20 protein-coding genes and 1 tRNA gene are annotated in these 25565 nt (G+C 55.8%); 13 read left to right on the top strand and 8 right to left on the bottom strand.

Features of this window, described 5'->3' with window-relative positions; genetic code table 11:
• Positions 1-30 precede the first annotated feature (30 nt).
• The 8 genes from VHE34_RS14285 (at position 31) to VHE34_RS14250 (ending at position 9860) form a co-directional block, all read left to right on the top strand.
• Positions 31-780, top strand: coding sequence for an SDR family oxidoreductase (locus VHE34_RS14285; RefSeq protein ID WP_325589022.1), 750 nt, complete (start codon positions 31-33; stop codon positions 778-780).
• Between the two features lie 84 nt (positions 781-864).
• Positions 865-1272: a hypothetical protein gene (locus VHE34_RS14280; protein WP_325589020.1), complete on the top strand. Its 408-nt coding sequence runs from the start codon at positions 865-867 to the stop codon at positions 1270-1272.
• Positions 1273-1281: 9 nt separating this feature from the next.
• Positions 1282-2319, top strand: a complete 1038-nt coding sequence (locus VHE34_RS14275; RefSeq protein WP_325589018.1) for an efflux RND transporter periplasmic adaptor subunit — start codon at positions 1282-1284, stop codon at positions 2317-2319.
• Between the two features lie 7 nt (positions 2320-2326).
• Positions 2327-5446, top strand: coding sequence for an efflux RND transporter permease subunit (locus tag VHE34_RS14270; protein WP_325589016.1), 3120 nt, complete (start codon positions 2327-2329; stop codon positions 5444-5446).
• Positions 5436-6785 (top strand): TolC family protein, encoded by a 1350-nt coding sequence (locus VHE34_RS14265; RefSeq protein ID WP_325589014.1) that lies wholly within the window; start codon positions 5436-5438, stop codon positions 6783-6785. The genes VHE34_RS14270 and VHE34_RS14265 overlap by 11 nt, the downstream gene beginning before the upstream one ends.
• A gap of 11 nt (positions 6786-6796) precedes the next feature.
• Positions 6797-8086, top strand: a complete 1290-nt coding sequence (locus VHE34_RS14260; protein ID WP_325589012.1) for an NAD(P)/FAD-dependent oxidoreductase — start codon at positions 6797-6799, stop codon at positions 8084-8086.
• A gap of 8 nt (positions 8087-8094) precedes the next feature.
• Positions 8095-8772, top strand: coding sequence for an ion channel (locus tag VHE34_RS14255; protein WP_325589010.1), 678 nt, complete (start codon positions 8095-8097; stop codon positions 8770-8772).
• Between the two features lie 62 nt (positions 8773-8834).
• The gene (locus VHE34_RS14250) at positions 8835-9860 is read left to right on the top strand and encodes a lipid A deacylase LpxR family protein (protein ID WP_325589008.1); all 1026 of its coding nucleotides are present in this window, start codon (positions 8835-8837) and stop codon (positions 9858-9860) included.
• Positions 9861-10350: 490 nt separating this feature from the next.
• Here VHE34_RS14250 and VHE34_RS31065 read toward each other — a convergent pair whose 3' ends face one another.
• From VHE34_RS31065 to VHE34_RS14235, 3 genes are all read right to left on the bottom strand, one after another.
• Positions 10351-10587, bottom strand: coding sequence for an ATP-binding cassette domain-containing protein (locus VHE34_RS31065; RefSeq protein ID WP_349255690.1), 237 nt, complete (start codon positions 10585-10587; stop codon positions 10351-10353).
• 13 nt (positions 10588-10600) lie between these two features.
• A complete protein-coding gene (locus VHE34_RS14240) occupies positions 10601-11500 on the bottom strand; it encodes a helix-turn-helix domain-containing protein (protein ID WP_325589004.1) in 900 nt (299 codons plus the stop codon).
• A 762-nt stretch (positions 11501-12262) separates the two neighbouring features.
• Positions 12263-12347, bottom strand: a tRNA-Ser gene (locus tag VHE34_RS14235).
• A 118-nt stretch (positions 12348-12465) separates the two neighbouring features.
• Here VHE34_RS14235 and VHE34_RS14230 point away from each other — a divergent pair.
• Together VHE34_RS14230 and VHE34_RS14225 are read left to right on the top strand one after the other, a co-directional pair.
• On the top strand, positions 12466-14430 hold the full coding sequence (locus VHE34_RS14230; RefSeq protein WP_325589002.1) for an ABC transporter ATP-binding protein: 1965 nt from the start codon (positions 12466-12468) through the stop codon (positions 14428-14430).
• Between the two features lie 166 nt (positions 14431-14596).
• Positions 14597-15040 carry a DUF3276 family protein gene (locus VHE34_RS14225; RefSeq protein WP_325589000.1) on the top strand — a complete coding sequence of 148 codons (444 nt, stop codon included), beginning with the start codon at positions 14597-14599 and terminating at the stop codon, positions 15038-15040.
• 66 nt (positions 15041-15106) lie between these two features.
• Here the strand turns inward: VHE34_RS14225 and VHE34_RS14220 are convergent, their stop codons facing one another.
• Complete coding sequence (locus VHE34_RS14220; protein ID WP_325588998.1) at positions 15107-16021, bottom strand: glycosyltransferase family 2 protein; 915 nt, start codon at positions 16019-16021, stop codon at positions 15107-15109.
• Positions 16018-18564: a YfhO family protein gene (locus VHE34_RS14215; RefSeq protein WP_325588996.1), complete on the bottom strand. Its 2547-nt coding sequence runs from the start codon at positions 18562-18564 to the stop codon at positions 16018-16020. The genes VHE34_RS14220 and VHE34_RS14215 overlap by 4 nt, the downstream gene beginning before the upstream one ends.
• 79 nt (positions 18565-18643) lie before the next feature.
• Here VHE34_RS14215 and VHE34_RS14210 point away from each other — a divergent pair, with 79 nt between their 5' ends.
• Both VHE34_RS14210 and VHE34_RS14205 read left to right on the top strand, forming a co-directional pair.
• A complete protein-coding gene (locus tag VHE34_RS14210; protein WP_325588994.1) occupies positions 18644-18934 on the top strand; it encodes a hypothetical protein in 291 nt (96 codons plus the stop codon).
• A complete protein-coding gene (locus VHE34_RS14205) occupies positions 18931-19731 on the top strand; it encodes a queuosine precursor transporter (RefSeq protein ID WP_325588992.1) in 801 nt (266 codons plus the stop codon). Before VHE34_RS14210 ends, VHE34_RS14205 begins: the two co-directional genes overlap by 4 nt.
• Before the next feature lie 28 nt (positions 19732-19759).
• Here the strand turns inward: VHE34_RS14205 and VHE34_RS14200 are convergent, their stop codons facing one another.
• The 3 genes from VHE34_RS14200 to VHE34_RS14190 are packed head-to-tail and all read right to left on the bottom strand — an operon-like array spanning position 19760 to position 22543.
• Complete coding sequence (locus VHE34_RS14200) at positions 19760-20272, bottom strand: GNAT family N-acetyltransferase (RefSeq protein ID WP_325588990.1); 513 nt, start codon at positions 20270-20272, stop codon at positions 19760-19762.
• Positions 20262-20972, bottom strand: a complete 711-nt coding sequence (locus tag VHE34_RS14195) for a PrsW family intramembrane metalloprotease (RefSeq protein WP_325588988.1) — start codon at positions 20970-20972, stop codon at positions 20262-20264. The genes VHE34_RS14200 and VHE34_RS14195 overlap by 11 nt, the downstream gene beginning before the upstream one ends.
• A gap of 41 nt (positions 20973-21013) precedes the next feature.
• Positions 21014-22543 carry a hypothetical protein gene (locus VHE34_RS14190; protein WP_325588986.1) on the bottom strand — a complete coding sequence of 510 codons (1530 nt, stop codon included), beginning with the start codon at positions 22541-22543 and terminating at the stop codon, positions 21014-21016.
• A 59-nt stretch (positions 22544-22602) separates the two neighbouring features.
• On the opposite strand from VHE34_RS14190, the gene VHE34_RS14185 reads away from it, so the two are divergent.
• Positions 22603-25500: a hypothetical protein gene (locus VHE34_RS14185; protein WP_325588984.1), complete on the top strand. Its 2898-nt coding sequence runs from the start codon at positions 22603-22605 to the stop codon at positions 25498-25500.
• Positions 25501-25565: the final 65 nt, after the last annotated feature.

Below are 25565 nucleotides of genomic sequence, written 5' to 3'. Positions count from 1 at the left end.
CGTTCCACATTCATCCTTTTAATACGCATTATGTCAGACAATAGCAAACAATGTAAAAGCAAAATAGCCATCGTCGGCGTCGGCTCCACGCCTACTACCTTCGGCGTCATCGCTTTCCTTCTTCAACAAGGTTGTACCGTCATCGCACCCGCACAACATCCGGGACCGCTGAAGCAACTGCAGCGGTACCTGTCCGGCCGCGCCACCGGCCGGCTGGTGACCATGCTCGTCGATTTCCCGGACTACGACCGCGTATCGGCACTGGCCGACCAGATCACGGAAGAATATGGGCGCATCGACATCGTCATCTATCCGTTCGACTACCTCACAGCCGGCGTCCACCCCGACGAGATCGGCTTCGCCCACTGGCAACGGGCAATGGAAGAGAATCTCACGGTGTATTTTATTTGCACCCGCCTCGCTCTCACAGCAATGAAAGAAAGAGGCGAGGGACTCTTCACCGCCATCGTCGACACCGACGGCCTCCCTGGGAATGCCCGTAGCGCATTGACGGACACCTTGATGTTGGCTCAAATGCAAATGGCCCGCAGCTTTTTCGAGGAATTGAAGAATACCGGCGTCAAATTCTTTCACCTCTTTGTCAACGACCTGGTAGTCGACAATACGGAAACGCCGGACCAGGACATCGTTACTCCCGAAAGCATCGCAAAACATATCCTCGAAATGTACCACGATAAATCACTGTCGGCAAATGGCCCATTCCGTTTTCTGATGGGCAGCTCCTATTCACGTATACACAAATATTTTTCCGGGCTTTAAATCTTTCCGCCCCGTGCATTTTTTAACATACATTAAAAATACTCCCGCGATTCCTTGCTTCTTTTGCATCGTAATTTTTTACACATGCAAGAGTTTACCTCCGAAACAAACCGGCACTATGTTTTCCTGGCAGACGACGACGGACTGGCAACGGCCTTCCCAAAAATAAAAGACTGCCTGGCACTGCCCGGATACAAACACGTTACCCTGCTGCATCTCTCCTCGTCGACGCCAAACGCCTTCCATCGGGAGCTCGACATTTTGCAACGCCATTTTCCGACCCAGCTTTTCGTATTGCCCCGGACAAAAGAACCCGTCGGCCAGGCAGAATTTTGTCAACAGGATCTCGAAGCGGTCCTGAACGCAAACACCATGCAGGAAATGCAGTTCATCGTGTCCGGTTCCGAAGAGTTCGTACAAAAAGCAGGCGATCGGCTCCACTTCCTCGGTATCAAAAAATTCCAGATCGAGGAACACTATTTCACCGAATAATAACCAAATATGACACAGCAAAAATTACTCCCATTCCCCCTCTCCCTTCTCCTGCTCATCGCCGGTTGTAAGGGCCGGCCCACAGCATCAACTGAAGGCCGGGCGTCAGGCATACCCGTCAAAGTCGAACGGGTACAACCCTCCACAATCACCAACGAGGTGCGCGTCAGCGGCAACGTTGAGGGAAACACCACCGTAAAACTGTCCTTCCTCGTCGGCGGCAAGATCAATTACATCTTCGGAAAAGAAGGTGAATCGGTCTATCACAGCCAATTGGTGGCAAGCCTCGAGCCCACCAATTATCTCATCGCCAGGCAACTCGCGGATGTACAGCTCGGGACGACCACCGACGAGTACGGTCGCCTGAAGATCCTGCACGACAGGAACAGCCTCAGCGAAAGCGAATTCACAAAGATCGATTACGCCCTCCAACAGGCAAAGCTGCAGCAGCAGTTACAGCAAAAGAATCTCGCCGATACCAAGCTCTGGTCACCCATCGACGGCGTGCTGATAAAAAAGTCGGCCGAGGTCGGCGAGATCGTCGGCGTGGGCGTACCGCAATTCGTCATCGCGGACATCCGGAAAGTCAAGGTCCTGGCCTATATCCCCGAAGAGGAACTCCATCTCATCAAGACCGGTCAGCAGGCCACCGTGCTGATTTCCGCCCTCAACAAAACCTTCACCGGCCAGGTGACCGAGATCGGCGCCGCCGCCGACGAAACATCGCGGGCCTTTACCATCAAGATCGAGATCGTCAACCGCGAACAGCTGATCCGCCCCGGCATGATCGCCGAAGCCACCATCGTGACCAATAACAGCGCCCAAATGACGATGGTCCCCACCGAAGCGATCATCAACGGCCTCGACAACCAACAATACGTTTACGTGGCAGACCCGGTGCAGAACAAAGCCTTCCTGCGCAAGGTGGGCATCGGAAAGATGATGGACAACAAGGTCCAGGTGACGGCCGGTTTGTCCGCAGGCGAACTCGTCGTGGAACAGGGGCAGAACAAATTGACCGATGGCGCCTCAATCACCCTAAAATAACTCCGTCATGAGCATTATAAAAGCATCTCTGAAATACAAGCACGTGACACTATCGGTCCTGTTGCTGCTTTTCGCCATCGGCGTGGATTCCCTGCTGAACATGCCCCGGCGGGAAGACCCGAAGATCACCATCCGGCAGGGCCTGGTCATCGCCTTCTTTCCCGGCGCGAATTCGGCCCAGGTGGAAGACCAGGTGACCAAAAAACTGGAACAATACCTGTTCCAGTACGAGGAAGTGCATAAGGCCAAGACGTACTCCACCTCCAAAGACGGCGTTGTGGTCATCAATGTCGAGCTCACCGAAAAAGTAAAACAGCCCGATATTTTCTGGAACAAGCTCCGGCACCAATTACTCATTTCCAAACAGCTCGACCTGCCCGCAGGCGTTCAGGGACCCATCGTCGATTCCGACTTCGGGGACACCGAAGCCATGGTGATCGCACTGGAAAGCGACAGCGCCAGCTATGAAGAACTGAAGACCTACACCGAAAGACTGGAGGACAATATCCGCCGGCTGCCCGAAGCCTCCAAGGTCAAACGCATTGGCGAGCAAAAACAACAGATCGTCGTTTCGTCCCGCTCCGAAAAGCTCTCGCAATACGGCATCGGCATGCAGCAGATCGTCAACCTGCTCCAATCCGAGAACAGCATCAATGCGACCGGTGAGGTGAAAACCGCCGTCAGCAAGACTCCCCTATATACCAACGGCTATTACAATACGGAGAACGACCTCGCCAACCAGATCGTCGGCACCTCCAGGACCGGGGAAGTGGTGAAATTGGGCGACGTGGCCAACTTCACCCGCGGGTACGAAGAGCCCACGACACTGATTACCGCGGACGGCAAAAAAGCGATGTTGCTGTCGATCCAGATGCACGAAGGCAACAATATTGTAAAATTCGGCAAGGCCGTCGAAGAGAAGATCGAAGAGGTCAAACAACTCCTGCCTTCCCACGTAAAACTCGTGACCATCGTCAACCAGCCTCGCCTCGTGGAAGAAAATGTAGGGCATTTTATCCGTGAGTTCTTCCTGGCGATCGCCTCCGTGATCATCGTCGTCATTCTCCTGCTCCCCTTACGCATCGCCGCCGTGGCAGCCATGGCCATCCCCATGACGGTTGCCGTAACCTTCGGGGTCATGCACGCCCTGGGGATCGAACTCCACCAGGTTTCGCTGGCCGCCCTGATCCTCGTCCTGGGAATGGTGGTCGACGACGCGATCGTCATCGCCGATAATTATGTCGAGCTGCTCGACGAGGGAGTCCCCCGCGCCACCGCCGCCTGGCGAAGCGCCAGCGACCTGGTCGTCCCTGTGCTGGCAGCTACCATCACCATCATCGCCTCCTTTATGCCCATGGTCCTGTTGAACGGCACGGTCGGCGAATTCATCTTCGCCCTCCCCATCACCGTGGCCATCGCCCTGGCATCCAGCTTCTTCGTGGCCATGGTGCTGACTCCTCTGCTGTGTTATACTTTCATCCACAAAGGACTGCATGAACAGGTGGCAGAAGGCCAAAAGGGCCGTCCCGGAAAGAAAAAGAAAAGATCGGTGCTCGATTTGATGCAGGAAGGGTATAACCGCCTTCTCGATTGGTGCGTAAAACACCCCCGCATCACGATCACCTCGAGCCTTGCCTCGATCGGTTGCGCCTTCCTCCTGTTCTCCACGAGCATCCGGCAGTTGTTCTTTCCCGCAGCCGAACGCAACCAGTTCGCCATCGAACTGTGGATGCCCACCGGGACCAAGCTCGAAACCACCAACGAAGCGATCCGCAAGGCGGAGGCCTTGATCAAAGATGACAAACGGGTGGTCTCCTATGCTACGCTCACCGGTAGATCGGCGCCCCGCTTCTATTACAATTTCGAACCGGAGTTTCCCACCACCAACTATGCGCAGATCGTCGTCAATACCACCACCGACCGGTCCGCCGAAGAGCTGGCCAGGGAACTCGGCAAAAAGGTGGACTCGGTGATTCCCGGCGGCAATACCTATATGAAGCTCATGCAACAGGGATCGCCGTTGAAGGCCCCCGTGGAGGTCCGCATCATCGGCGATGATATCTCCATATTGAAGCGACTGGCGGCCGAAGTCTCGCAGATCGTCAAAAAGAGCAAGGGAAGCCGTTTCGTCCGCAGCGACTTCGGCGAAGACTATTACGGCATCGGTATCCGGCTGAAAGAGGAGGCCAATCGCCTCGGGTTCACCACGGCCAGTATCTCCCAATACGTCTATACCGGCTTCAGCGGTGCGGACATCTCCACCATCTACGAAGGCAACAGCCCGGTGGGCATCGTATTACGGCTCGACAAGGCCAACCGCCAGAGCTCGGACGATCTGCAAAGGGTCTATCTCCGGTCTCCCGTGACCGGGGCGGATGTCCCGCTCCGGCAGATCGCCGACATCCAGCCCGAATGGAACGTAGGCAAGATCAAACACCGCAATGGGGTCCGAACGCTCACCGTGCAAAGCGAAGTCGCCGACGGGGTCCTGCCCGCCGAGCTGCTGTCGGCGATCCAACCCGACATTGCCAAACTGGCCCTGCCGGCCGGCTATCGCATCGAATACGGCGGCGAAGACTACAATAAGAACGAGACCTTCTCCCAAATGATCGCCGTGTTGGCCGTCAGCCTGGTCCTGATCTTCTTTATCCTCCTGTTCCAGTTCAAGAATTTAAAGGAGACCAGCATCGTCATGCTGACCATCCCGCTGAGCCTGTTCGGGGCCATCTCCGGTCTCTATCTCACCGGCAACAACTTCAGCTTCACCGCTTTCATCGGGCTCATCTCCCTGTCGGGGATCGTCGTCCGCAACGCGATCATCCTGGTTGATCATACCAACCTGCTGATCGCTCAGGGCATGGATATCAAGACCGCCGCGATCGAATCGGGAAAAAGAAGGCTCCGGCCTATTTTCCTCACCGCCATGGCCGCGGCCATCGGCGTCCTCCCAATGATCATCTCCGGCTCCCCGATGTGGGCCCCCCTTGCCAGCGTACTGGCCTTCGGGGTCGTCTGGAGCATGCTGACGGCGCTGCTGTCGGTGCCGGTACTCTATGTCAATTGGATAAAACCTGAAGATAAAATGGTTGTAGCAACCGCCAAAACTCCCCATCAACATGAAGCATAAGCCTATCACCCGATTATTGGTCCTCTCGTTCCTGCTCCTTTGTTGGGGCCAGGCGCTGCGAGCGCAGGAGCGCCCGGCCTATTCCCTCCAACAGCTGACGGATTCGGCGCTCAAGAACAGTCACACCCTCGCCGCGAAGGACTGGCAGATAAAAGAAAGATCCGCCCGGGTAGACGAGGATAAGATAAAAAAATATCCATCTGTTACGGTCAATGGCAATTACCTCCACAATTTCGTCCTCGACAGGATCACGATTCCCGCCGGCACCATCGGGGACATTCCCCTCAGCCCGGGCAACAATGTGTTGCTGCCCAACACGGACAAGACCTTCAAAGTGGGGAAGTACAACACCTACCTGGCCGGGGTAAGCGTTTATCAGCCGATCACCCAACAGCTCAAGATCAACACGGGGATCGAAGCCGATAAGCAGGACAGGGCGCTGGCCGAAAAAGAAAAGCAAAAAGCGTCCCTGCAGGTGCGGCTGGGTGTCGAAAAGCTGTATTACGGCGCCCTCATTGCCCGCAAGAAAATGGAAGAGGCGCAGGCAAAGCTCGAACTGGCAAGAACCCAGCTCGACGATGTCGAGTCGGCCTTGCTCGCCGGAAAATCCATCCAGGCCAATCGCTCGGGTCTGCAGGCGGATGTGGCGGACCAGGAACAGAACATCCTGAAGCTCCAGATCCAGCTGGGGGACTATGTCTCTGATCTCATCAATCTCACCGGCATCGGCGCCGACTCGCTGGATCTCGCAGAAGCCGAACCGCTGCCCTATACCGTCGACCCCGCCCAGGCCTATCTCAACGCCGCAATGACCGGAAATACCGACCTGCAAATGGCCAACATCACCAAATCGAAGGCCCTGCTCGGCATCAAGGCGGCAAAACAGGCCAACCTGCCCGACCTGGGTGTGGTGGGCGGCTACATGTATCAATCCGGGAATTCCATCCTCCCTACCAACAATCCGTACGTAGGCCTGAGCCTGAAATGGAATTTGCAGGACCTCTTTTCGAATAAGGCCATCGAAAAGCAGCGCGTGGCGCAGGCCCGGCAGGCGGATGAAAATATCGTCGGCACACGGCAACAACTGACGGCCGATGTCGAAAAGGCCTACCGCAAGGTCCAGGAGTCCCTGGCCCTGATCACCGTCGCGCAAAAGGCCGCGGCATTCCGCCGGCAGGAAATGAAAACCCTGGTGGATAAACAGGCGGCCGGTCTCGTATTGAAACAGGAATTTCTGAGCGCCCGGTCACAGCTGGCAAGATCTGAATCGGATCTGTATGCGGCACAACTGTCCTATCGCCTCGCGGTCGCCGATCTCAATTACCTCACCGGTCAATAATCGATCCTACCATGCACCAGGAAAAAATCATAAAAATAGTCATCGTCGGCGGAGGCTTTGCAGGCCTCACCCTGGCCAATGAACTCAGCAAAAACGATTTCGCCCGGGTCACGCTCGTGGACCGGAACAATTACCATCTTTTTTCGCCCCTGTTGTACCAGGTGGCCACCGGGTTTGTGGATGCCTCCAATATCAGCTATCCCTTCCGCCGGATGTTCAAACGCCGGAAAAACCTCCGGTTCGTCCTCGGCGAATTGAAACAGGTCGTCCCCGAAGGCAAGTTCATCGTCACCTCCGCCGGGCTCATCTCCTACGATCACCTCGTGTTCGCAATGGGCGCCAAAACCAATTTTTTCGGCAACGGGAACATAGAGAAGCAGGCAATGCCGATGAAAACGCTCGACGACGCGTTGCGGTTTCGCAACCACCTGTTGCTGAACATGGAAAAAGCATCCCGGACCACCGATCCGCAGGAACGCGAGCGGCTCTTGACGGTCGTCATCTCGGGAGGCGGACCCACCGGCGTCGAGATCGCCGGCATGCTGGCCGAAATGAAACGGAACATCCTCGCCAAAGAATATCCGGAACTCAAAAACACCACCGCTGACCTTCACCTGGTCACCTCCGGTGGCGTCCTGCTGCGGCCAATGAGCCCAAAAGCGCAGCAGGAGTCGCTGGGCGTTCTGGCAGAACTGGGGGTAAAGGTGTCGTTCAACGCGGCGGTTACCGACTATTCCGACGGGCTCGTCCGGCTTTCCAACGGCAAAACGATCGCTACGGAGAACTTTATCTGGGCCGCAGGGGTTTCGGCGGCAGAAACGCCCGGCTTAGGGATCGTTTCGCTTTGTGACGGCGGGCGCATCGCCGTGAATTGTTACAACAAGGTCATCGGCGCCCAGAATATCTATGCCATCGGCGATCAATGCATCCAGACCGCCGACCCTAAATATCCAAAAGGACATCCCCAGGTGGTGGCGGTGGCCATCCAACAGGCGCGGCGCCTGGCCGGTAATTTTAAGCGCTGCCAAATGGGCAAATGGCCGATGCCCTTCGAATACAAAGAAAAGGGAAGCATGGCCATCATCTCGAAATACAAAGCCGTAGCGGACCTCCCCTTCGGCTCCTTCAAAGGCCTCCCGGCCTGGCTTCTTTGGCTGGTCGTTCACATCATCCCGATCGCGGGTTTTGGAAACAAGCTAAAGCTATGCTGCAATTGGTTCTGGAGTTTAGTCACCAACGACCCGACCCTCCGGCTCATCATCCGGCCCGATCGGGGAACCCCGAATTCAAAAATTTCATAAAACAAAATATGCATCACCCGATAGCCCGGTTCTTACATCGCAGAAAATATGAGATCCTGCTCGCTGCCCTGGTACAACACCTGTTCATCGGCATCTTCTTCATTCGCATCACCTCCTATTCGGAATTGCTCTGGGCCGTCAATTTTATTCTTTTGGGCACCTCCAGCATCGGCATTTTCATCGAAAAGGGGCGGTTGAAAAATCTAACCTTACACACGCTCTTCATCGTCGTGCTTTGCCTGAGCATCATCATGCCCTTTGTTCATCATGTAGGCATCTTTTATCCCTTGCTTGGGCTCACCTACGTGCTATTCTTTTCCTACATCTTCCTGGAAGTGCTGCACTTCCTGCTCAAACCCAGCTACATAAACATCGATATCATCGTCGCTGCGGCCTGCGGATATTTCTTGCTCTTGGAGGTCAGCGTATTCGCGATGATGTCGATCTATTGCCTCGACGCCCATTCCTTCAAAGGAGTCAGCACGACGAGCATGCCGGCTACCTATTTCGACTTCATCTATTTCTGCAGCCTGAACTTCACCTGTATCGGATCCGGCGATATCCAGCCGAACATGCACGTTACCAAATTGCTGACCGCCTTTTTGGGAATTGCCGGCCAGTTCTACACCGTCATGCTCGTCGGACTGCTGATCAGCAAATTTTCCTCGGGGTCGACCGCCCGGTAAACCCGCCGTATCCCGCCCTTCCCACGCTTGCTTGCCGTAACTCATTTTAAAAAACAGACAAAATGAAAATACGGCTACTCTTTTTAATGCTTCTCACCTGCCTCATCGGAAAAATGCCCGGGTTCTCGCAGCAGACCGTCCCCACCCACGCACTCAACCTGTACTGGGATGACGACTATCTCAATCTCCAGGGTAAAGGAACCGACCGCGCCTATACCAGCGGTCAACGGATCGATTATTTCTACACGAAACAGCATCCCTCCGGTTGGTTTCTGGACAGGATCATGCCAAAGGCCGGCAAAGGACATACGGATATCTATTCCTGGTCGCTCATGCAGGTGATGGTCACCCCGAATAATATCAGCGATCCCAACTTTCAACCGGATGACTATCCCTGGTCCGGCGCCCTCTTTGCCGCTCACTCCCTCTACTCCTACAACCCAGAACACAAATTCTCCTTCCAATCCGAATGCCTCGTCGGGGTCATGGGGCCCGCATCACTTGCCGGCGCGACCCAACGCGCCGTACACCGGCTCATCCACTATACTGTGCCGACGGGCTGGTCCAACCAGTTCGGGAATACTCCGCTCGTGAACGCCGCCTTTACGGCGGAAAAGCAGGAAGGGGGCGCTGGTGATTTTCTCGAATTGATCGGCGGCGCCCGGGTCGACGCCGGGGCGCTGATGGATAAGTTGACGGTATATCAATACGTCCGCCTCGGGATCATGAATCCCTGGTTCGAAGGTCTATTCACGCTGCGCCCGGTCACCGGTCATAAGCACAGAAAGACCCAATTCTATCTCTTTATGAAGCCGCAGGCACAGGCCGTTGCCTATGACGCCCTGCTCGAGGGGAGTATGTTCTCGGGAAAGCCGGTCTTTTATGAGCACTCCCTGTCAAAGACAGGACCGGTCGTGGAGAAGGCTTCTTATCATGACATCAACCGTCTCATTTGGGAAGACGATTACGGCTGCGCCCTGTCCGTCGGAACGGTAAGCATTGCCTATACCCAGAAACCGACCACCGCCTACATGAAAGGCCTCTATGGCCACAACGTCGGCAATATAACCCTTTGTAAATCCTGGTGATAAAAGTACGTTTTATGAATGCAGAACAGAAGAGGCTGGAGCATGGCAATTGGAAGAAATGGGGACCCTATCTCAGCGACCGCCAATGGGGCACGGTAAGAGAGGACTATAGCGCCCATGGCGACGCCTGGGGATATATTTCGCACGACATGGCCCGCAGCAAAGCCTATCGATGGGGCGAAGAGGGCATCGCCGGCATCTGCGATGACCGGCAGCTGGTATGCTTTGCCCCCGCCCTCTGGAATAAAAAAGACCCCTTGATAAAGGAACGTTATTTTGGCTTGACCAACAGCGAAGGCAATCACGGCGAGGACGTGAAGGAACTGTACTATTACCTCGATTCCACGCCTACCCACTCTTATATGAAAGCCCTCTACAAATATCCGCACCACGAATATCCCTATGCCCGGCTGGTGGAAGAGAACAAAAAACGAACGCGACACCAACCGGAGTTCGAGCTGATCGACACCGGGATCTTTGACAACGACGACTATTTCGATGTTTTTGTCGAATATGCGAAGGCCGATGAGAACGATATTTTGATCCGGTTGGGTTCGAGCAGGGTGGTGAGAATCTTGACAATCGTTGTCTTACCCGAACCGTTGGAGCCGAGAAGGGCGAAAATACTACCTGTTTTTACTTCAAGATCTACTTCTGCCAATACAGGGATGTTCTTATAGGATTTTTTCAACCCTTTTACCGAGATGGCAATTTCATTTTGTGGCATACTTATTTTTTCTTTAGGATGTTAACAATGTGACACCGGATAGATCCGCATTCCCGCTTTTTAAAAATGCATGAGTTAACTTGTCCATTTTACATTCAATGAAGCGGATCCGCTTCAGACTTTTACCTTTAAAAAAAGTATTTGTAATCGCAGCGTTCTGGAAGGTGAGCCTGGCAAATGCGCAGTTTTCAAAATAGCAGTCTTCCAATGTCCCGGCGAAAACTATGTCGGCAATGTACATATCATTAAAAGAGGTTCGATTCCACACCGCATTGACAATTTGGTTCTTCTCGAAGCCACCGGATCTAAATGACGCTCCGGTGAAATCGGCGCCGGAGAAATCACAACCCATGATATAGCTTCCCGAAAATTCAGCCTCTCTAAGGGAGCAATCCTTAAATAAATTGTTGGCTAAATGAGATTTCTGAATGTGGCTGAGGCTGATGTCGGAATCGGAAAAGTCGCAGTTGTCGACATTATTGCTTTTGAGAAGAAGCCCGGACAACTCTGAGCCGACAAAAAGGCAGCGCTGCATGTTAGAAGAACTGAATTTTTCTTGCAGGTTTTTTAGTCCGGAGAAGTCGGCCTCGACCCAGTTGCCGTTCGACATATCCCAACCGGGCTTTTTCACCTGTTTGCCGGATAGCGCGTCATCCGAGGCTTTAGCCAGAGGATTGGCAGGCGCTATCTCACTGGCTTCTGATGGGAAGTCTTCTGAAAAATAATTGAGGTCGACGCCCAGGATTTCCGCGAGACGGTTAAAGGTAGCGATGTCGGGCATCGATTCTCCTCGCTCCCATTTTCCGACCGCCTGGGCGCTAATGAATAAACGTTGAGCCAGTTGGGCTTGCGATAGGTTTATTTTCTTTCTTGCTTTGGCAATTTTGGCGCCAATGGTCTTGGCATTCGACATAGTTATATTGTTGTTTAGACGCAACAAAGATATTCCAATCCAATGCCCAACTCATTGATAAGACAATTACTCGTCGTTGTTATTCAGCGATTTGTAGTTGTATTTCAACAACCGGCTGTAGTTTTTATGGTTCAGGTATGATTGCGAATAGCATTCGTTCTATTTTGACAAAATCCTTTCAAAAAAGTGCAGACTACCTACGGATTAGACTTTTGTATTTGTTGAATTTCAACCTATTGCAAATTTATCGAGACAATGGTCCTGGGTTTGTTTATTCTGTTGTAAAGGGCGGAAAATGAATAACTCCGAAAACATAAGGAAGCGAATAAGGATGAAGGAAAAGCAAACGAATTCCTTCCGAGTCCTGGTCGCATTTTGTATTCTGTATGCGCTTTACTTCTATGCGGCGATGCTGGTAGGGATCTTCCGCTGGATTCACCACCATTGACGGATTGATCGATGGTGGAGTTGGTTCATTCCAAGTACGACCCTTTTTTGAGTTTTTCTGATGATGGGTAAAAATGAAAAGCCTCCCATTCCCGTTTCGGCGGGCATTGGACTGATTTTGCGAAGTGTTTGTGGAGGGAGAGGGATTAACTTCGCTGATCCCTGGGGTGGGGGCTTAAACCCCATTCTTGCGCCTTCAGGCGGCTATCGCCGCCTTCGTTTTTTGTTCTCCGCATCTGGTCCGAGCAAGCTCGTCCCACCTGCTCCAAACAAAAAACCCGCAGCTAGGGCTGCGGGTGCAAGAATGGAGGTTTGCGGAGAGAGAGGGATTCGAACCCCCGGAGGTGTTACCCTCAACGGTTTTCAAGACCGCCGCAATCGACCGCTCTGCCATCTCTCCGGGCGCAAAATTAGGCGCTCAGCGCTACCGGCCAAATATTTTTAAACGGCCCGCGGGGGTAGGGGAGCGGTAAGCCCATCTGGCGCAGATTTCGTAAATTTGTACCCAAATTTTGGGCTTGAAGCATCTAAAGGCTGTAAACAAATACTTCTGGAAATATCGCTGGCGCTTTCTGCTGGGCCTCCTCTTTATCATCCTGTCCAACTATTTCCGCATCCTGACGCCGCAGGTGACGGGCTATGTCGTCAACGCGGTCGAAAGCGAACTGAAGGGACACGGCAGCCGGCCGGAACAAGGCACGAGCGCAGCCACCAACACGCCGCTGCAAAATCCCGGCGCAACAAATACGGCACCGCAAAGCACCCCGCCTGCAGCTGCCTCCGCGCAGGAAGCCGCAAAGACGGTCCGCACTGCCGCCCGCGACACCGCCAACTATGACATCCTGGTCAGGAAATTCATCCGGACGATGGACGCCCGCCACGCCACCTTCGGCGGAAAGGTCGTCCTCTGCGGCATCACCCTGCTCGTGCTGGCCCTCATCAGCGGCGGATTCCTGTTCCTGATGCGCCAGACCATCATCGTCATGAGCCGCCATATCGAGTTCGACCAGAAGAATGAGATCTATGCGCACTATCAGCAGCTCGACATGAACTTCTACAAGACCCACTCCACCGGCGATCTTATGAGCCGCATGGCGGAAGACGTCAGCCGCGTACGGATGTTCACCGGTCCGGCCATCATGTACCTCGCCAACCTGCTGGTGACGATCGGTTTCAGCCTCTTCTTCATGCTCCGCAAGGACGCCCTTCTCAGCCTCTACGTGCTCACCCCGCTGCCGATCCTGGCTATCACCATCTATATGGTCAACACCATCATCCACAAGAAAAGCGAGCATATCCAGGCCCTACTCAGCAACCTCACCACCAACGCACAGGAATCCTATAGCGGCATCCGCGTCATCAAATCTTTCGTGCAGGAAAATGCGATGCTCCGCTTCTTCAGCCACAACAGCGAAGAATATCGCAAGAATGCCGTCAACCTGGCCAAAGTGGAGGCCATCTACTTCCCCGCCATGGGCCTGATGATCGGCCTGAGCACCCTGCTGGCCATCATGATGGGCGGCCTCTATGTCATCCATGGCCAGCACAACACCGACATCGGCACCATCACCGAGTTCGTTATCTATATCACCATGCTGACCTTCCCCGTCAGCGCCATCGGCTGGGTCGCCAGCATGGTTCAACGGGCCTCGGCTTCCCAAAAACGGCTCAACGAATTCCTCGATACCGTCCCCGCCATCCGGAACACCCCCGGCGCTGTCACAATGCCCCTACAAGGAAACATCACCTTCCAGGGGGTGGATTTTACCTACCCCAATACGGGTATTCATGCACTGGCCGACTTTAATCTCGAGATCAAAAAAGGCGAGAAGGTGGTCATTATCGGGCGCACAGGCAGTGGCAAAACGACGATCGCCCAGCTTCTGCTCCGCATGTACGACCCCGAAAAAGGACGCATTCTCATCGACGGCACGGATATCCGCCAGCTGGACCTGCAGGATCTGCGCCGCCAGATCAGCTACGTCCCCCAGGACGTCTTCCTCTTCAGCGACACCGTCACCGGCAATATCCAGTTCGGCCTCGATAAAGGCGACGAAGAAAAGGTCCGGACAGCCGCACGCTATGCGAGCGTCGACAAGGAGATCGACGGCTTCGCCGACGGTTACAAGACCCTGATCGGCGAACGCGGCGTCACCCTTAGCGGCGGCCAGAAACAACGCATCTCCATCGCCCGGGGGCTGATCAAAGATCCGGAGATCATCGTCTTCGACGACTGCCTGTCGGCTGTCGATGCTAAGACTGAAAAGGAAATACTTGGTAATTTATATCAATATCTTAAGCAAAAAACGGCTATCATCATCACCCACCGCATCTTCTCCCTCTTTGACTTCGATCGCATCGTCGTGCTGGAAGACGGCCGGATCGTGGAGACCGGCACCCATCAACAGCTGCTAGCCCTCAACGGCTATTACACCTACCTGTATGAGCAGCAACAGGCAGAGAACGCCCCTGCCTCCTCGTAACGAACCAGGACCTGTGTACGATATTGATACAGATCGGATAAATGCCCCGAAACCTGGCGTCGCCGGCTGTCGTAATTAGGTGCTATTATTCTTTAGCCAAATTTTGCTAATTCGAAAACAATCCTATATTTGTGACTGCTTAATTAGAAATTAAAACAAAATTATTGTGGCGTACGAAAACAACGACAAACGAATGGAAAGCGTCTACAGCAAGAGGATTCGTGCTGGCAAGCGCAGGACGTATTTCTTCGACGTGAGGGCAACCCGTAGTAACGACTACTATCTGACAATCACCGAAAGCCGGAAGAAATTCAACGAGGATGGCTACGACAGGCACAAGATCTTCCTCTACAAGGAAGACTTTAACAAGTTCCTGAAGGCGCTGACGGAAGCGATCGACTACGTCAAGACCGATCTGATGCCGGATTTCGACTTCGACGCGTACAACCACGACGACCAACAGAACGGCGAAGGCAACTATAACGGCGAAAGCAACTACCAGGAGTCGAATGTTGAAGACGGCATCGAAAACTCTATCGAAGACGACGTTCGCCCCAGCTCTTCTCACTCTTCTCCGGCTCCTACCGCTGAAGATGTAGACAAATGGTAACCCGTCGCCAAACTAAACCGGTTAAAATACTAAAAAGACCCCTGCAAAGTAGGGGTCTTTTTTATGTCAGTAGCTTAATCTTGCCTTTACTCTCCGCAGATACTCCTGCGCGTCCGGCCCTACGGGTCGCCGCTTCTCCCCGCCAGGGATGCGCAGCACCTCACCCCAACCCTTGAAAAGGCCGCCAACATGCCAGCCGCTTTTCTTCAGGTATTCCAGGCTCCATAGGAATGCCGTCGTCCAGAAGTATCGCACCGGCAGGTATTTCCAGGCCACCTTACTCTTGTTCACCCACATCCCCCGCAGCTTCTCCGGCCGAGTCAGCCGCCCCGCCGGCGACTCCTTGTGCAGGATCACCACCCGGTTGTCGTAGCGGATCGAAAAACCTGCGTCCAATGCGCGGTAACTGAGATCGTACTCCTCCATGCCGTAAAAGAAGTTCTCGGGGTACAGACCTACCCGTTGGAAGACTGTCCGCCGGATCGCATGGGCCGCGCCGGAAAAATAGGCCGTTTCGAAATGTGGCCAGTCCCGCCGCTCGGCAAACCGTTTATGCGGGAACGCATTGACCTGCATCTCGCCGGTGGAATGATAGTATATTTTGAATGCCACGATGCCGACGGGACGGTCGGAGTCGTGACTTTCGAAGGCGGGCACGATCCACCGTAACGCGTCGGTATCGCGGAACAGCGCGTCATCATCCAAAAAAACAAGATACGGCGCCTGGCTCAGGCCAATCGCATAATTACGTCCCCGCGACACCCCCAGGTTCTCCGGCGCCACCGAATAGCGAAACGGCAGGGCAGCATGTTCGGCAACAAATTCTTCCAGCGCCTGATAAGAAACAGTACTGCGGTTGTTCACAAAGATCACCTCCTCCACCCATCGGTCCAGCTCCTCCAGCCCGGCAATATTGCGGGCGAGCTCCAGCGCGTCCTCCGGCCGGTTATAAGTAATGATCACAAGACTTAACGGCTTCATGTGGTGGCAACAACTGCTTTTTTCACCGCCGGCCTGGTCTGCTTCCACAAACCCACCGCCGCGGCGATCAACAAAAGATAAACGACGATCGTGGACCACACCGAGATCCGCTCCCCCCGGGCATAGCTCCGCGGCTCGAACCGGAACTCGATGGTATGTTCGCCGGCCGGTATCGGCATCCCGCGCAGCAGGTAGTCCACCCGGCCATAGTCCGCCTTCTTCCCGTCGATGAACGCATCCCAGCCCTTGTCATAATAGGTCTCGCTAAAGACGGCAAACTGCCCGGTCCGGGAAGAGAAAGTATAGGTCAAGACATCGTTCTCGTTCTTCACCAGCCTGAGAAGCGCACCACTATCGGCAAGCGGCGGCGACTTCACCAACGGGGCAAAACGCTGCTGGATGATCGCAGTATCCCGCACATTGACGCTGTCCAGCGCCTTCATCTCCTCATTTCCGTCTTTTACATAGTGGATACCCTTCACCAGCCAGCAGGGGCCAAAGGCCTCGCCATTCCGCTCCGCCGCCGGCTGCCCTGTGCGCGGGTCCCGAACGATAAAATACCTTGTGTTCAGCATATTGTACACCTGCCGGTTGCCCTTCATCAGCTGGTTCTCGATCAGGTCCTGGTATAACCCCAGCTTGGCCGGGGAATACCCGCCGATCGAGTTATGAAAGTTGGAGGCGCGGGCGTCCTCGAAGGGATTGCCCCCGGATTCGTCGAAGACCCGGAAGTTTTGATCCGGGTCCTTGCGGATCTGCTCATCGGCAGGCGTTGGACTACGCTCGGCCTCGAGATCGGCTTCGTCCCGGTAACTGTCGGCGTTGAGGTACCGGCTGCTGACGGCCACCAGGTCGTAGGTGCTCAGCACTCCAAGACCCGCCACCAGCATCCATGGCTTGAGGGTCCTGCGGATGAACAGCGCGACCAATAGCGCCGCTACCGCGATCAGCACGGAAGATCGTAACAACTCACCGCCGTAGACGGCCTTCCTGTCCTCCTGCAAGGCCTTCAAGAGGGCATTGCCCGTCGCCGCCGCCTGTTGCTGGACGTCGGCCCCTGCCTGCCTGCCCTGGGACAGCTGTTGCATCTTCATCTGCACGAAGCGCTCCCGTTGCCCGGCATCCCCGGCGCCCTTGTAATCCGCCGAGAAATAAACGTCGGCCAGCACCAGCAGCAACGCGCCCGTTGCGATGGCAGAAACCTTCCACTTCTTCCATAGCGCCTCCCGTGAATCCCCGGACGCCAGCAGCGCGTTGAGCCCGAGCGCGGCCAGCAACGGCATCGCCAGCTGCGGCATCACCAGCGAGGTGGCCGGGGCCCGGAACTTATTGTAGTAGGGGAAATGATCGAAAAGGAAATAGTTGAACGCCGCGAAATTCTTGCCCCAGGCCAGCATGATCCCAAGGACGACGACACTCAGCAGCCACCATTTCGGCCATCCCTTGCAGTACACCAGTCCGAAAAGAAAGAGGAAGACGATCACGGCGCCCGCATAAACCGGACCCTGGGTGAACGGCTGGCCGCCCCAATAGGCCGATCCGTTGGCATATTGCATTCCCTGGTCCTGCGGGATCGAGAACTCCTGCGCCAGCTGGTCGGCAAATTTCGAATCGTCCCCGATCGGCTTTCCCGAAGCGCCGCCGCCATAGATATCCGCTGCGGCAAGAGTCAGGGTCTCACCAATGCCGTAGCTCCACTGAAACGCATATTCCTTGCTCAACCCGTTGTGGCTCTCCAGCTTGCTGGTGCCGCTGGTCAGCTCGGTACGGCCGCCCCGCATCGTTTCCTTCGAATATTCTTCCACCGGCAAGGTGCCCAGCGTACTGGTGCCAAAACCGATCACCCCGGCGACCACCGCCAGCCCAAGGGCCGGGATCAGCTCCTTCCCCTTGCCCTCGCGGATGGCGCTCACGGCATAGAATAGGGTCAGCAGCCCCATCGCCAGCACGGTATAATACACGATCTGCAGGTGATTGGAGCCCAGCTGCAGGGAGAAGAATAAGGCCATCAGGGCCGTACCCGCGAGATATTTCCGGCGAAAGAGCAGCAGCAGGCCGGCGATCACCCCCGGTGCATAACCGATCGCCCACATCTTTGTGACGTGACCGGTGACAATGATCACGGGATCATAGGTGCTGTAGGCATAGGCAAGCGACGCGACGACGCCCACCCAGGGGTTTATCCGCATGGCGAGGCAAAGAAAGTAGAAGCAGATACAGGCAAGAAAGAAGAATTTGGCAGGCTGGGGGAGACCCAGGGTGAGGATATTGCCGATATAGCCAAGGCTAACGGCCGATTTTCCATCCATCGCGATCGTATAGGCAGGCATCCCCCCAAATGCGCTTTCCGTCCACAACGGAAAGTGCCCGTGCTTTTCCTTGAACTCCATCGACTGCTGCGCCATCTGCTTCCATTGTATCATATCCGACTGGAAAACCACCTTCCCTTCCAACGCAGGCCGGCAATAAACCACCGCAACGATCAAAAATACGGCGACTGCGATCACGTGAGGAAGCGCTTTCTTTAACAGCGGCGAGTTCATACGCTTAAATTATTCGGGAAAAATAAGACCAAATAATGGTATTTTGCCCCGTAAACCTGATTTTTGGCAAATTATGGGAGTGCTACGTTTTCTTTCCAGGGTTGCCTTCATTTGCAACCTTTGTTTTCTCCTGGTGTCCTTTTCTCAGTGGCTGCCGCAGTTCCCGGACAGCGCCCTCACCTCGGATATCGTCGTCCTGGGCTGGATCGTCGCCATCTCCGTGAACATCTTCATCAATCTCATCCTTCTGTCGATGTTCTTCCTGCGCCGCCTGCGCAAGACCGGCGTTCCCGTGTGGCTGGCGGCCGTTAACTTCGTGTTCTTCGCCCTGCAGCTGACCATCCTCATCATTAATCGCAACCTCAGATGATCCATTCTATATTAAAAGACCGCCCGACAAAACTCTTTTTGGGATTCACCGCTTTCTTCTGTTGTAACGCGCTGATCGCGGAAGCCATCGGAACCAAATTATTCTCGCTGGAGAAGCTCCTGGGGATACGACCGGCCAATTTCACCCTCTTCGGCCAGAGCGGACTTGCTTTTACGCTCACCTGCGGGGTATTGTTGTGGCCGTTGGAATTCGTCATGACCGATATCGTCAATGAATACTATGGCCCGAAGGCCGTACGGCGGATCTCATGGACGGCCATTATCCTGATCTCCTACGCCTTCCTGATGTATTTTCTGACCATCCATATCCCGCCGGCCGACGTCTGGCTTCAAAGCAGCCAACGGCAAGGGGTACCCAACCTGCAGGAGGCGTACAACGCCATCTTTGGCCAAAGCAATCTGATAATTGTGGGTAGCCTGGTTGCCTTTTTGGTGAGCCAGGTAGTGGATGTCACGGTCTTCCACCAGATAAAGAAGCGCACCGGGCACAAACACCTTTGGCTCCGGGCCACGGGTTCGACACTCGTGTCGCAGTTGGTGGACAGCTATATCGTGCTGTTCATCGCCTTCAGCCGGATCTTCACCTGGCAGCAGATATTGGCGATCGGGATGATGAACTATATTTATAAGGCCAGCATGGCCCTGATCCTTACCCCCCTTATTTATCTCGTCGAAGGCCGCATCGAAAGATATCTCGGTCATGAGACGGCCCGGAAGATGAAGCTGGCGGCGATGGGTCAGCCGGAGTCGGAAGGTCCGATTCCGACGGCGGGTTAAGCAGCCAGGCCAAAAGCCTGCAAGACCCTTAGACCGGCACCGACACCTCCATGACATAATCGTTCATAAAATACCCCCGGCCGATGGGCACGTCCTCTTCTTTGATGACGGCAAAGCCCATCCGCTCATAGAACTGCCGCGCTTTGTTCCACCGGTTGACATTCAGCAGCAGGGTCCGGGCCCCTTGGGGCCGGATGACCTGGTAGATGTATTGCAGCATCCCGCGGCCCAATCCCTTGCCCTGCCGGCCGGGCAGTACGTACAGCTTGTGCAGCTTGAAGACTCCCGGCTCTGCCGTTCCGCTCCAGGCGGCAAAGCCGATGGGTTCCTCCCCTTCCTCGACGATAAGGAATTGGTGTTTGTCGTCCAGCATCTGTCGCCGCAGGGAGGCGGGGCTGTAAAACAAATTGAGCATGTACTGCAGCTGCTCAGTCGTTATGATCTCCCCATAGGTCTCCGGCCAGATCTGCTGCGCGAGGAAACCAATGGTGTTGATATCGTCAAGGTCTCCGGGTCGTATCGATAAAGATTCATCCATCATGATCCATTTGATTTTGTTGATGCATTCTCAGGGCCCGCATTGCCAGTCGCACGGCTATATAGAACGTCGCAAACGCTCCAAAGGAAAGCATTCCATTGGAAAGATAACGCGTGATCTCCCGGTTTTGCTGGACAAAAAGAAAGAAATCGAAGCTGCCGTGGAACAACACCGCCACAAACAGTCCCCACAACAGTAGCCAAACCCGCCGGCCCCGGCTGAATTTCGCCCGGCCAACCGGGTAGCCCATCAGCACGGCGAAGGCCGCGTGCGCGGGAATGGCAAGGAAGAAACGCGAGACGCCCGTCTCGAGGCCGAACTTATGCACGTATTCGATATTCTCCACCGTGGCAAAGCCCATCCCGATCATCACTCCATAGACGACGCCGTCAAAAGGCTCGCGGAAGACCCGTTTGGGAAAGGCGTAGAACCGCAGGACGAGGAACTTGCTTCCCTCCTCGCTCAGGGCGACGACCGCAAAGGCATACCAGATATAAGAGGCGATGGAATGCCGCCAGGGTTCCGTGCGCACATCCTCCGCCCGCAGCTGGATCAGCAGCGCCGGCAGGGTGGCCGCCATGCCGAGGATAAACGCCGTCACCAGGTAACGCATCGAGCCCTTGCCATACCGCTTCAGGGAATAGATGAACAGGCTGACCGCAATGCCCGGCGCTATCGCCAACGCCATTAAAAACAAAAACATCGCTTAAAAATAGTACAAAAGAGGGAATGTCCGGTATCCGGTCATTGGGCCGGTTCTCCCTTGAAGGTATAGATCGCCCCGTCGTTGAAATGCAGCTCGTTCACCAGCTCTTTCTTCGTCCGCATAAAGTCCACATCGATCAGATCGAAGTTCACCGCGTCGTCGAACCAGACGATCGTGAAGTGATCCTGCTTCATCATATACCGGATATCTTCGGGATTGTCCTTATGAGGGATCAGCTCGGAATGCACATCGGCGAGGAACCACAAGCCTTCGAAGGCGTCGGAATAGATGGGACCGGCCTTCTCCAGCGAGTCCTTGTGCGACCGGACATAGGCCATCGTCTCCGACTGCTTCCAGCTCGTCTCCGTATATCCCGGGATGCCCGCATAATGGATACCCTCCCAGTTCTCGCGGAACTCATGGATCTCGCCGTAGATAAAACAGGCTGCGGCGGCAAGGCTCCCAATGACGGCGGCTGTCTTCCAGGGCCGCGGACAGCGATGCAACGCCGGCGGGATCCAACTGCTGCTGCCCCAAAGCCAGGGAAGGAAGAGCGGGGACAATAACCGGCTGTCCAGGGGTTGGAACCGGGACACGGTGGCGGTGAACAGGATAAATCCCCCGTAGACGACAAAATAGCTCAATGCGAGATTGCTGTAGGAAAAAATATCCGTCCGCCGAACCAACCGGTAAACAAATCTCCCCGTAATCCCAAGGATGAATACCGCGGCGACGAAAGTGGCCGCGCCATAGCGCTCGTTGAAAAAGGGCAGCCAGTCGCAAAGCACGGCGCCGAACATCTGCAGGTTGCTGGTAAAGGGAGTCTGCCCGGGCTCCCGGTAGCCGGTGAGGGTCTGTGTAAGCTGCCAGTTGCGGAGCAGGTTCAACGCCAGCGGGAACACCGCCAGCCCGGCATAAAGCGCCCAATGGCCAAACTTTCGGGGACTCCAGCGCAGCCGCCCGTCGCAGAGCAGCAACAGCCCGCCCAGCGCCACCAGGCTGACGCCCGCATAACGCGTAACGCAGGCGATCCCTGCCACCAGCGCCATACCGGCCAGCCATCGCAGGGAATGCGTTTGGAAGTAACCGTGAGCCGTTATAATAAAGACGATCGACAGCAACAGGAATAAGGTTTCCGACCAGATCATCGAATACACTTCCAGCAGGCAGGGGCTAAGGACGATAAAGACGAGCAGCAGGGCCTTGTAAGTGCGCGTGACCCGGGTGAAGCGGTTCATGATATACCCGCAAAGCCCGATCAGCATCGCAAACAGCAGCCCGTCCAGGATAGGCCCGAAGCTTAGGACTTTACTGGCCGTCAGAAAGAGGAAACCGCTGAGGAAAATAGGGTAGAAGGCGGGGAAATCCATGACGGGCATGTTCGAAAAATCGTTGATCGTTCCATGGTCGTGGATGTTTTGCGCCGTGCTGATATACACCACCGAGTCAGGCGAGATGCCGATGCCGCCAAAGGCGCAAAGCATCTGGATGAGGATGAACCCGGCAATGGCCGCCGGCAGGGCATCGTAGTCGCCGGATAACAAAGACTGTCGAAGGTTGAGCTTCATAGAATGATGCGAAAATACCTTAATTTGAGCCACTTGAAAATCAAAAAGTGAACCAATAAATGCGCTTCCGCCGCCTGCACCTCCTCCTGGCCGCCGTCCTGCTCTCCACAAGCCTCTCTGCCCAGGTCTTCGGCGGGAATCCCCCTTCGCTTAAATGGCGGCAGCTGAACACCGACACGGCGCGGATCATTTTCCCCACCGGGCTCGACTCCCAGGCCCAATTTGTGGCGGCCATCGTCCACCGCCTGGCCGGGACCACCCGTCCCACTATCGGGCCCCGTCAGCGGAAGATCGACATCGTCCTCCAGAACCAGACGACTATCGCCAACGGCTACGTCGGCCTGGCTCCCTTCCGCAGCGAATTCCAGCTCACGCCCGAACAGAACAGCTTCGATCTCGGCAGCCTGCCCTGGCCTGCCATGCTGGCCATTCACGAATACCGCCACGTCCAGCAATATAACAACTTTCGTGTCGGACTCTCCGGCGCCTTTTACTATCTCTTTGGCGAAGGCGGCCAGGCCTTTGCCAACAGCCTCGCCGTACCCAACTGGTTCTGGGAAGGTGATGCTGTTTACCAGGAGACCCTTGTCAGCGACCAGGGCCGCGGCAGATTGCCCCGGTTCTTCGACGGCTACCGCTCTCTTTGGGCCGGCGACAAAACCTATTCGTGGATGAAGCTGCGCAACGGCTCCTTTCGCGACTACGTTCCCGATCACTATCCGCTTGGCTATATGCTGATCGCCTATGGCCGCGAACGCTATGGCGACGATTTCTGGCGAAAGGTGGCCCATGACGCTGCGGCCTTCCATGGACTCTTCTATCCTCTTCAGGGGGCCATCAAACGCCATGCCGCCGTCCCGTTTCCACAGTTTCGCCGGGACGCCCTCGACTATTTTAGCGGGCCGTTACAACCCACGCGCCGGCGTGGCGCCGAAAACCCAGCGCCCGGCGTGCCGGCGGCCGACTCCTTCGCCCGCGCCCACAAACACTTCGTCGCGCACGAAGAGTACCCGCAGTTCCTCGACTCCAACCGCCTGGTTTACGCGCGCAGCAGCTATAAACGCGTTCCGGCCTTCTACATCCGCGATTGGAACACCGGGGCGGAGACCCGGGTGATCAACCGGGCGGTCTCCATCGACAACTATTTCTCCCTGCGCAACGGCCGTATCGTCTATTCCGCCTATGAGACCGATCCGCGTTGGGGCTGGCGGGACTATGGCGTCCTGCGCCTGCTGGATATCGCCACGGGTGACGATCGCCGTCTCACCACCCGGACCCGTCTCTTCGCGCCCGATATCTCCGCCGACGGCAGCGCCATCGTGGCCGTCGAAGAAGCAGCCGACGGCGCCTGCCGCCTCCACCTGCTCGGCAGCAGCGGAGCGGACCGGCGTCAGCTGCCGAATCCCGACGGGCTTTTCTTCACCTATCCGAAGTTCGACCCGGCCACGGGCGGTATCCTAACGGCCGTGCGCAATCGCAAAGGGGAGATGTCGCTCGCGCTTGTTGACACCGGCTTTGCCGGCAACACGCGCTTCCTGTTGCCCTTCAGCTACCAGGTGATCGGTTTTCCCGCCGTCAGCGGCGATACGATCTGGTTCAGCGCCGCCCGCGACGGCCAGGACCGAATCTATGGGTGGGTTAAAGGCCGGCTCTTTCGCGTCCGACTTCCGCATGGCGACACCCGCACCGGTCAATACGAGTTTCAACCGGGACCCGGGGGCCGCGTAGCCTGGAACACCTTCACGGCGGCCGGCTACTGGCTCGATACGGCAACCGTCACCGGCCTTCGCCTCGAACCCGTCGCTGTCACGGATTGGGCTCACCCCCTCCCCGTGCAGCGCATCGACTCGCTGGAGAAAGGACCCGCCCGGCTGCTGGAGCAGATCGCCCCGGCTGGTTATCCCGCGACAAAATATCCCCTCGCCTCCCACCTGATCAACTTCCACAGTTGGCGACCCTATATCAACGATCCCGACTACCAGCTTTCGCTGGTCAGCGACAATATCCTCAACACCTTCGAGACCCAGATCTATGGGGACTACAACCGTAACGAGCAGTATAAGCAGGTCGGCGTCGCCGCCACTTATGGCGGGCTCTATCCATTTATCGATGCCGGGTGGAACTACACCTTCGACCGCAACGCCCTCTACGGCGGGCGGAAAGTGTATTGGAACGAAAGTGAGACCCGCGCCGGCCTCAGCATCCCTCTCAGCTCGACCCGCGGACGCGGCTTTACGAGCCTCCAGTTCGGCTCCGATATCGTCTACAACCAGCGAACGTTCACAGGCGCGTATAAGGATTCCTTCAACAGTCGCGGGTTCGCCTATATCGATCCCTATCTCAGCTTCGTCCACCAGTCCCAGCAGGCCCAGATGCAGATCGCGCCCCGCTTTGCCCAGGTCCTGAATCTTTCGTACAGCAGCGCCGTCACGCCCTTCACCGCTCACCAGTTCCTGGCCTCGGGGTTCCTGTATCTCCCCGGCGTGGCCTATACCCATAGCCTGCTGCTCGCGGCCGCTTTCCAGCAGCGCGATACCCTGGGCAATGCCCGGTTCTCCAATGGCTTTCCGTTCTCACGGGGATATTCAGCCGAGAATTTCTATCGTCTCTGGCGGGTTTCCGGCAACTACCAGCTACCGCTGCTCTATCCCGACTGGGGATTCGGGGATATCGTGTATTTCCTGCGGGTGCGGGCCAATCTGTATTACGATTATACGCACGCCATGGATTTCTACACCAATGGCCGCGTCTTCAACGCAAATTTCCGGTCCTTCGGCTCCGAGGTGTATTTCGATACGAAATGGTGGAATCAGCTCGCCATTAGCTTCGGCGTCCGTTACAGCCGCCTCCTCGACCCCGACTTCGAGGGCCGCGGTCCCAACCAATGGGAGCTGATCCTTCCGCTCAACCTGCTGTCGCAGGGGTATAGCGGGCATGCGGTGAAACCGATGCCTTAGGCCGGCGGCCTTGTCGCCCAAAAGAGCCTTCAGGGGAAAGAGCGGGCCGGGCCGCATCAGCTCGA

This window comes from Puia sp. (assembly GCF_035546395.1).
Classification (GTDB): Bacteria; Bacteroidota; Bacteroidia; order Chitinophagales; family Chitinophagaceae; genus Puia.
The sequence above is the reverse complement of the archived record's forward strand: the minus strand, read 5'-3'. Positions and strand labels throughout refer to the sequence as shown.

Bases quoted from the DNA above. Each gene is read 5' to 3' on its own strand.
- VHE34_RS14195 (WP_325588988.1), bottom strand. From the start codon at position 20,972: ATGTTTTTGTTTTTAATGGCGTTGGCGATAGCGCCGGGCATTGCGGTC.
- VHE34_RS14260 (WP_325589012.1), top strand. From the start codon at position 6,797: ATGCACCAGGAAAAAATCATAAAAATAGTCATCGTCGGCGGAGGCTTT.
- VHE34_RS31065 (WP_349255690.1), bottom strand. From the start codon at position 10,587: ATGCCACAAAATGAAATTGCCATCTCGGTAAAAGGGTTGAAAAAATCC.
- VHE34_RS14205 (WP_325588992.1), top strand. From the start codon at position 18,931: ATGATCCATTCTATATTAAAAGACCGCCCGACAAAACTCTTTTTGGGA.
- VHE34_RS14250 (WP_325589008.1), top strand. From the start codon at position 8,835: ATGAAAATACGGCTACTCTTTTTAATGCTTCTCACCTGCCTCATCGGA.
- VHE34_RS14275 (WP_325589018.1), top strand. From the start codon at position 1,282: ATGACACAGCAAAAATTACTCCCATTCCCCCTCTCCCTTCTCCTGCTC.
- VHE34_RS14185 (WP_325588984.1), top strand. From the start codon at position 22,603: ATGCGCTTCCGCCGCCTGCACCTCCTCCTGGCCGCCGTCCTGCTCTCC.
- VHE34_RS14285 (WP_325589022.1), top strand. From the start codon at position 31: ATGTCAGACAATAGCAAACAATGTAAAAGCAAAATAGCCATCGTCGGC.
- VHE34_RS14255 (WP_325589010.1), top strand. From the start codon at position 8,095: ATGCATCACCCGATAGCCCGGTTCTTACATCGCAGAAAATATGAGATC.
- VHE34_RS14215 (WP_325588996.1), bottom strand. From the start codon at position 18,564: ATGAACTCGCCGCTGTTAAAGAAAGCGCTTCCTCACGTGATCGCAGTC.
- VHE34_RS14190 (WP_325588986.1), bottom strand. From the start codon at position 22,543: ATGAAGCTCAACCTTCGACAGTCTTTGTTATCCGGCGACTACGATGCC.
- VHE34_RS14270 (WP_325589016.1), top strand. From the start codon at position 2,327: ATGAGCATTATAAAAGCATCTCTGAAATACAAGCACGTGACACTATCG.
- VHE34_RS14200 (WP_325588990.1), bottom strand. From the start codon at position 20,272: ATGATGGATGAATCTTTATCGATACGACCCGGAGACCTTGACGATATC.
- VHE34_RS14220 (WP_325588998.1), bottom strand. From the start codon at position 16,021: ATGAAGCCGTTAAGTCTTGTGATCATTACTTATAACCGGCCGGAGGAC.
- VHE34_RS14240 (WP_325589004.1), bottom strand. From the start codon at position 11,500: ATGTCGAATGCCAAGACCATTGGCGCCAAAATTGCCAAAGCAAGAAAG.
- VHE34_RS14280 (WP_325589020.1), top strand. From the start codon at position 865: ATGCAAGAGTTTACCTCCGAAACAAACCGGCACTATGTTTTCCTGGCA.
- VHE34_RS14265 (WP_325589014.1), top strand. From the start codon at position 5,436: ATGAAGCATAAGCCTATCACCCGATTATTGGTCCTCTCGTTCCTGCTC.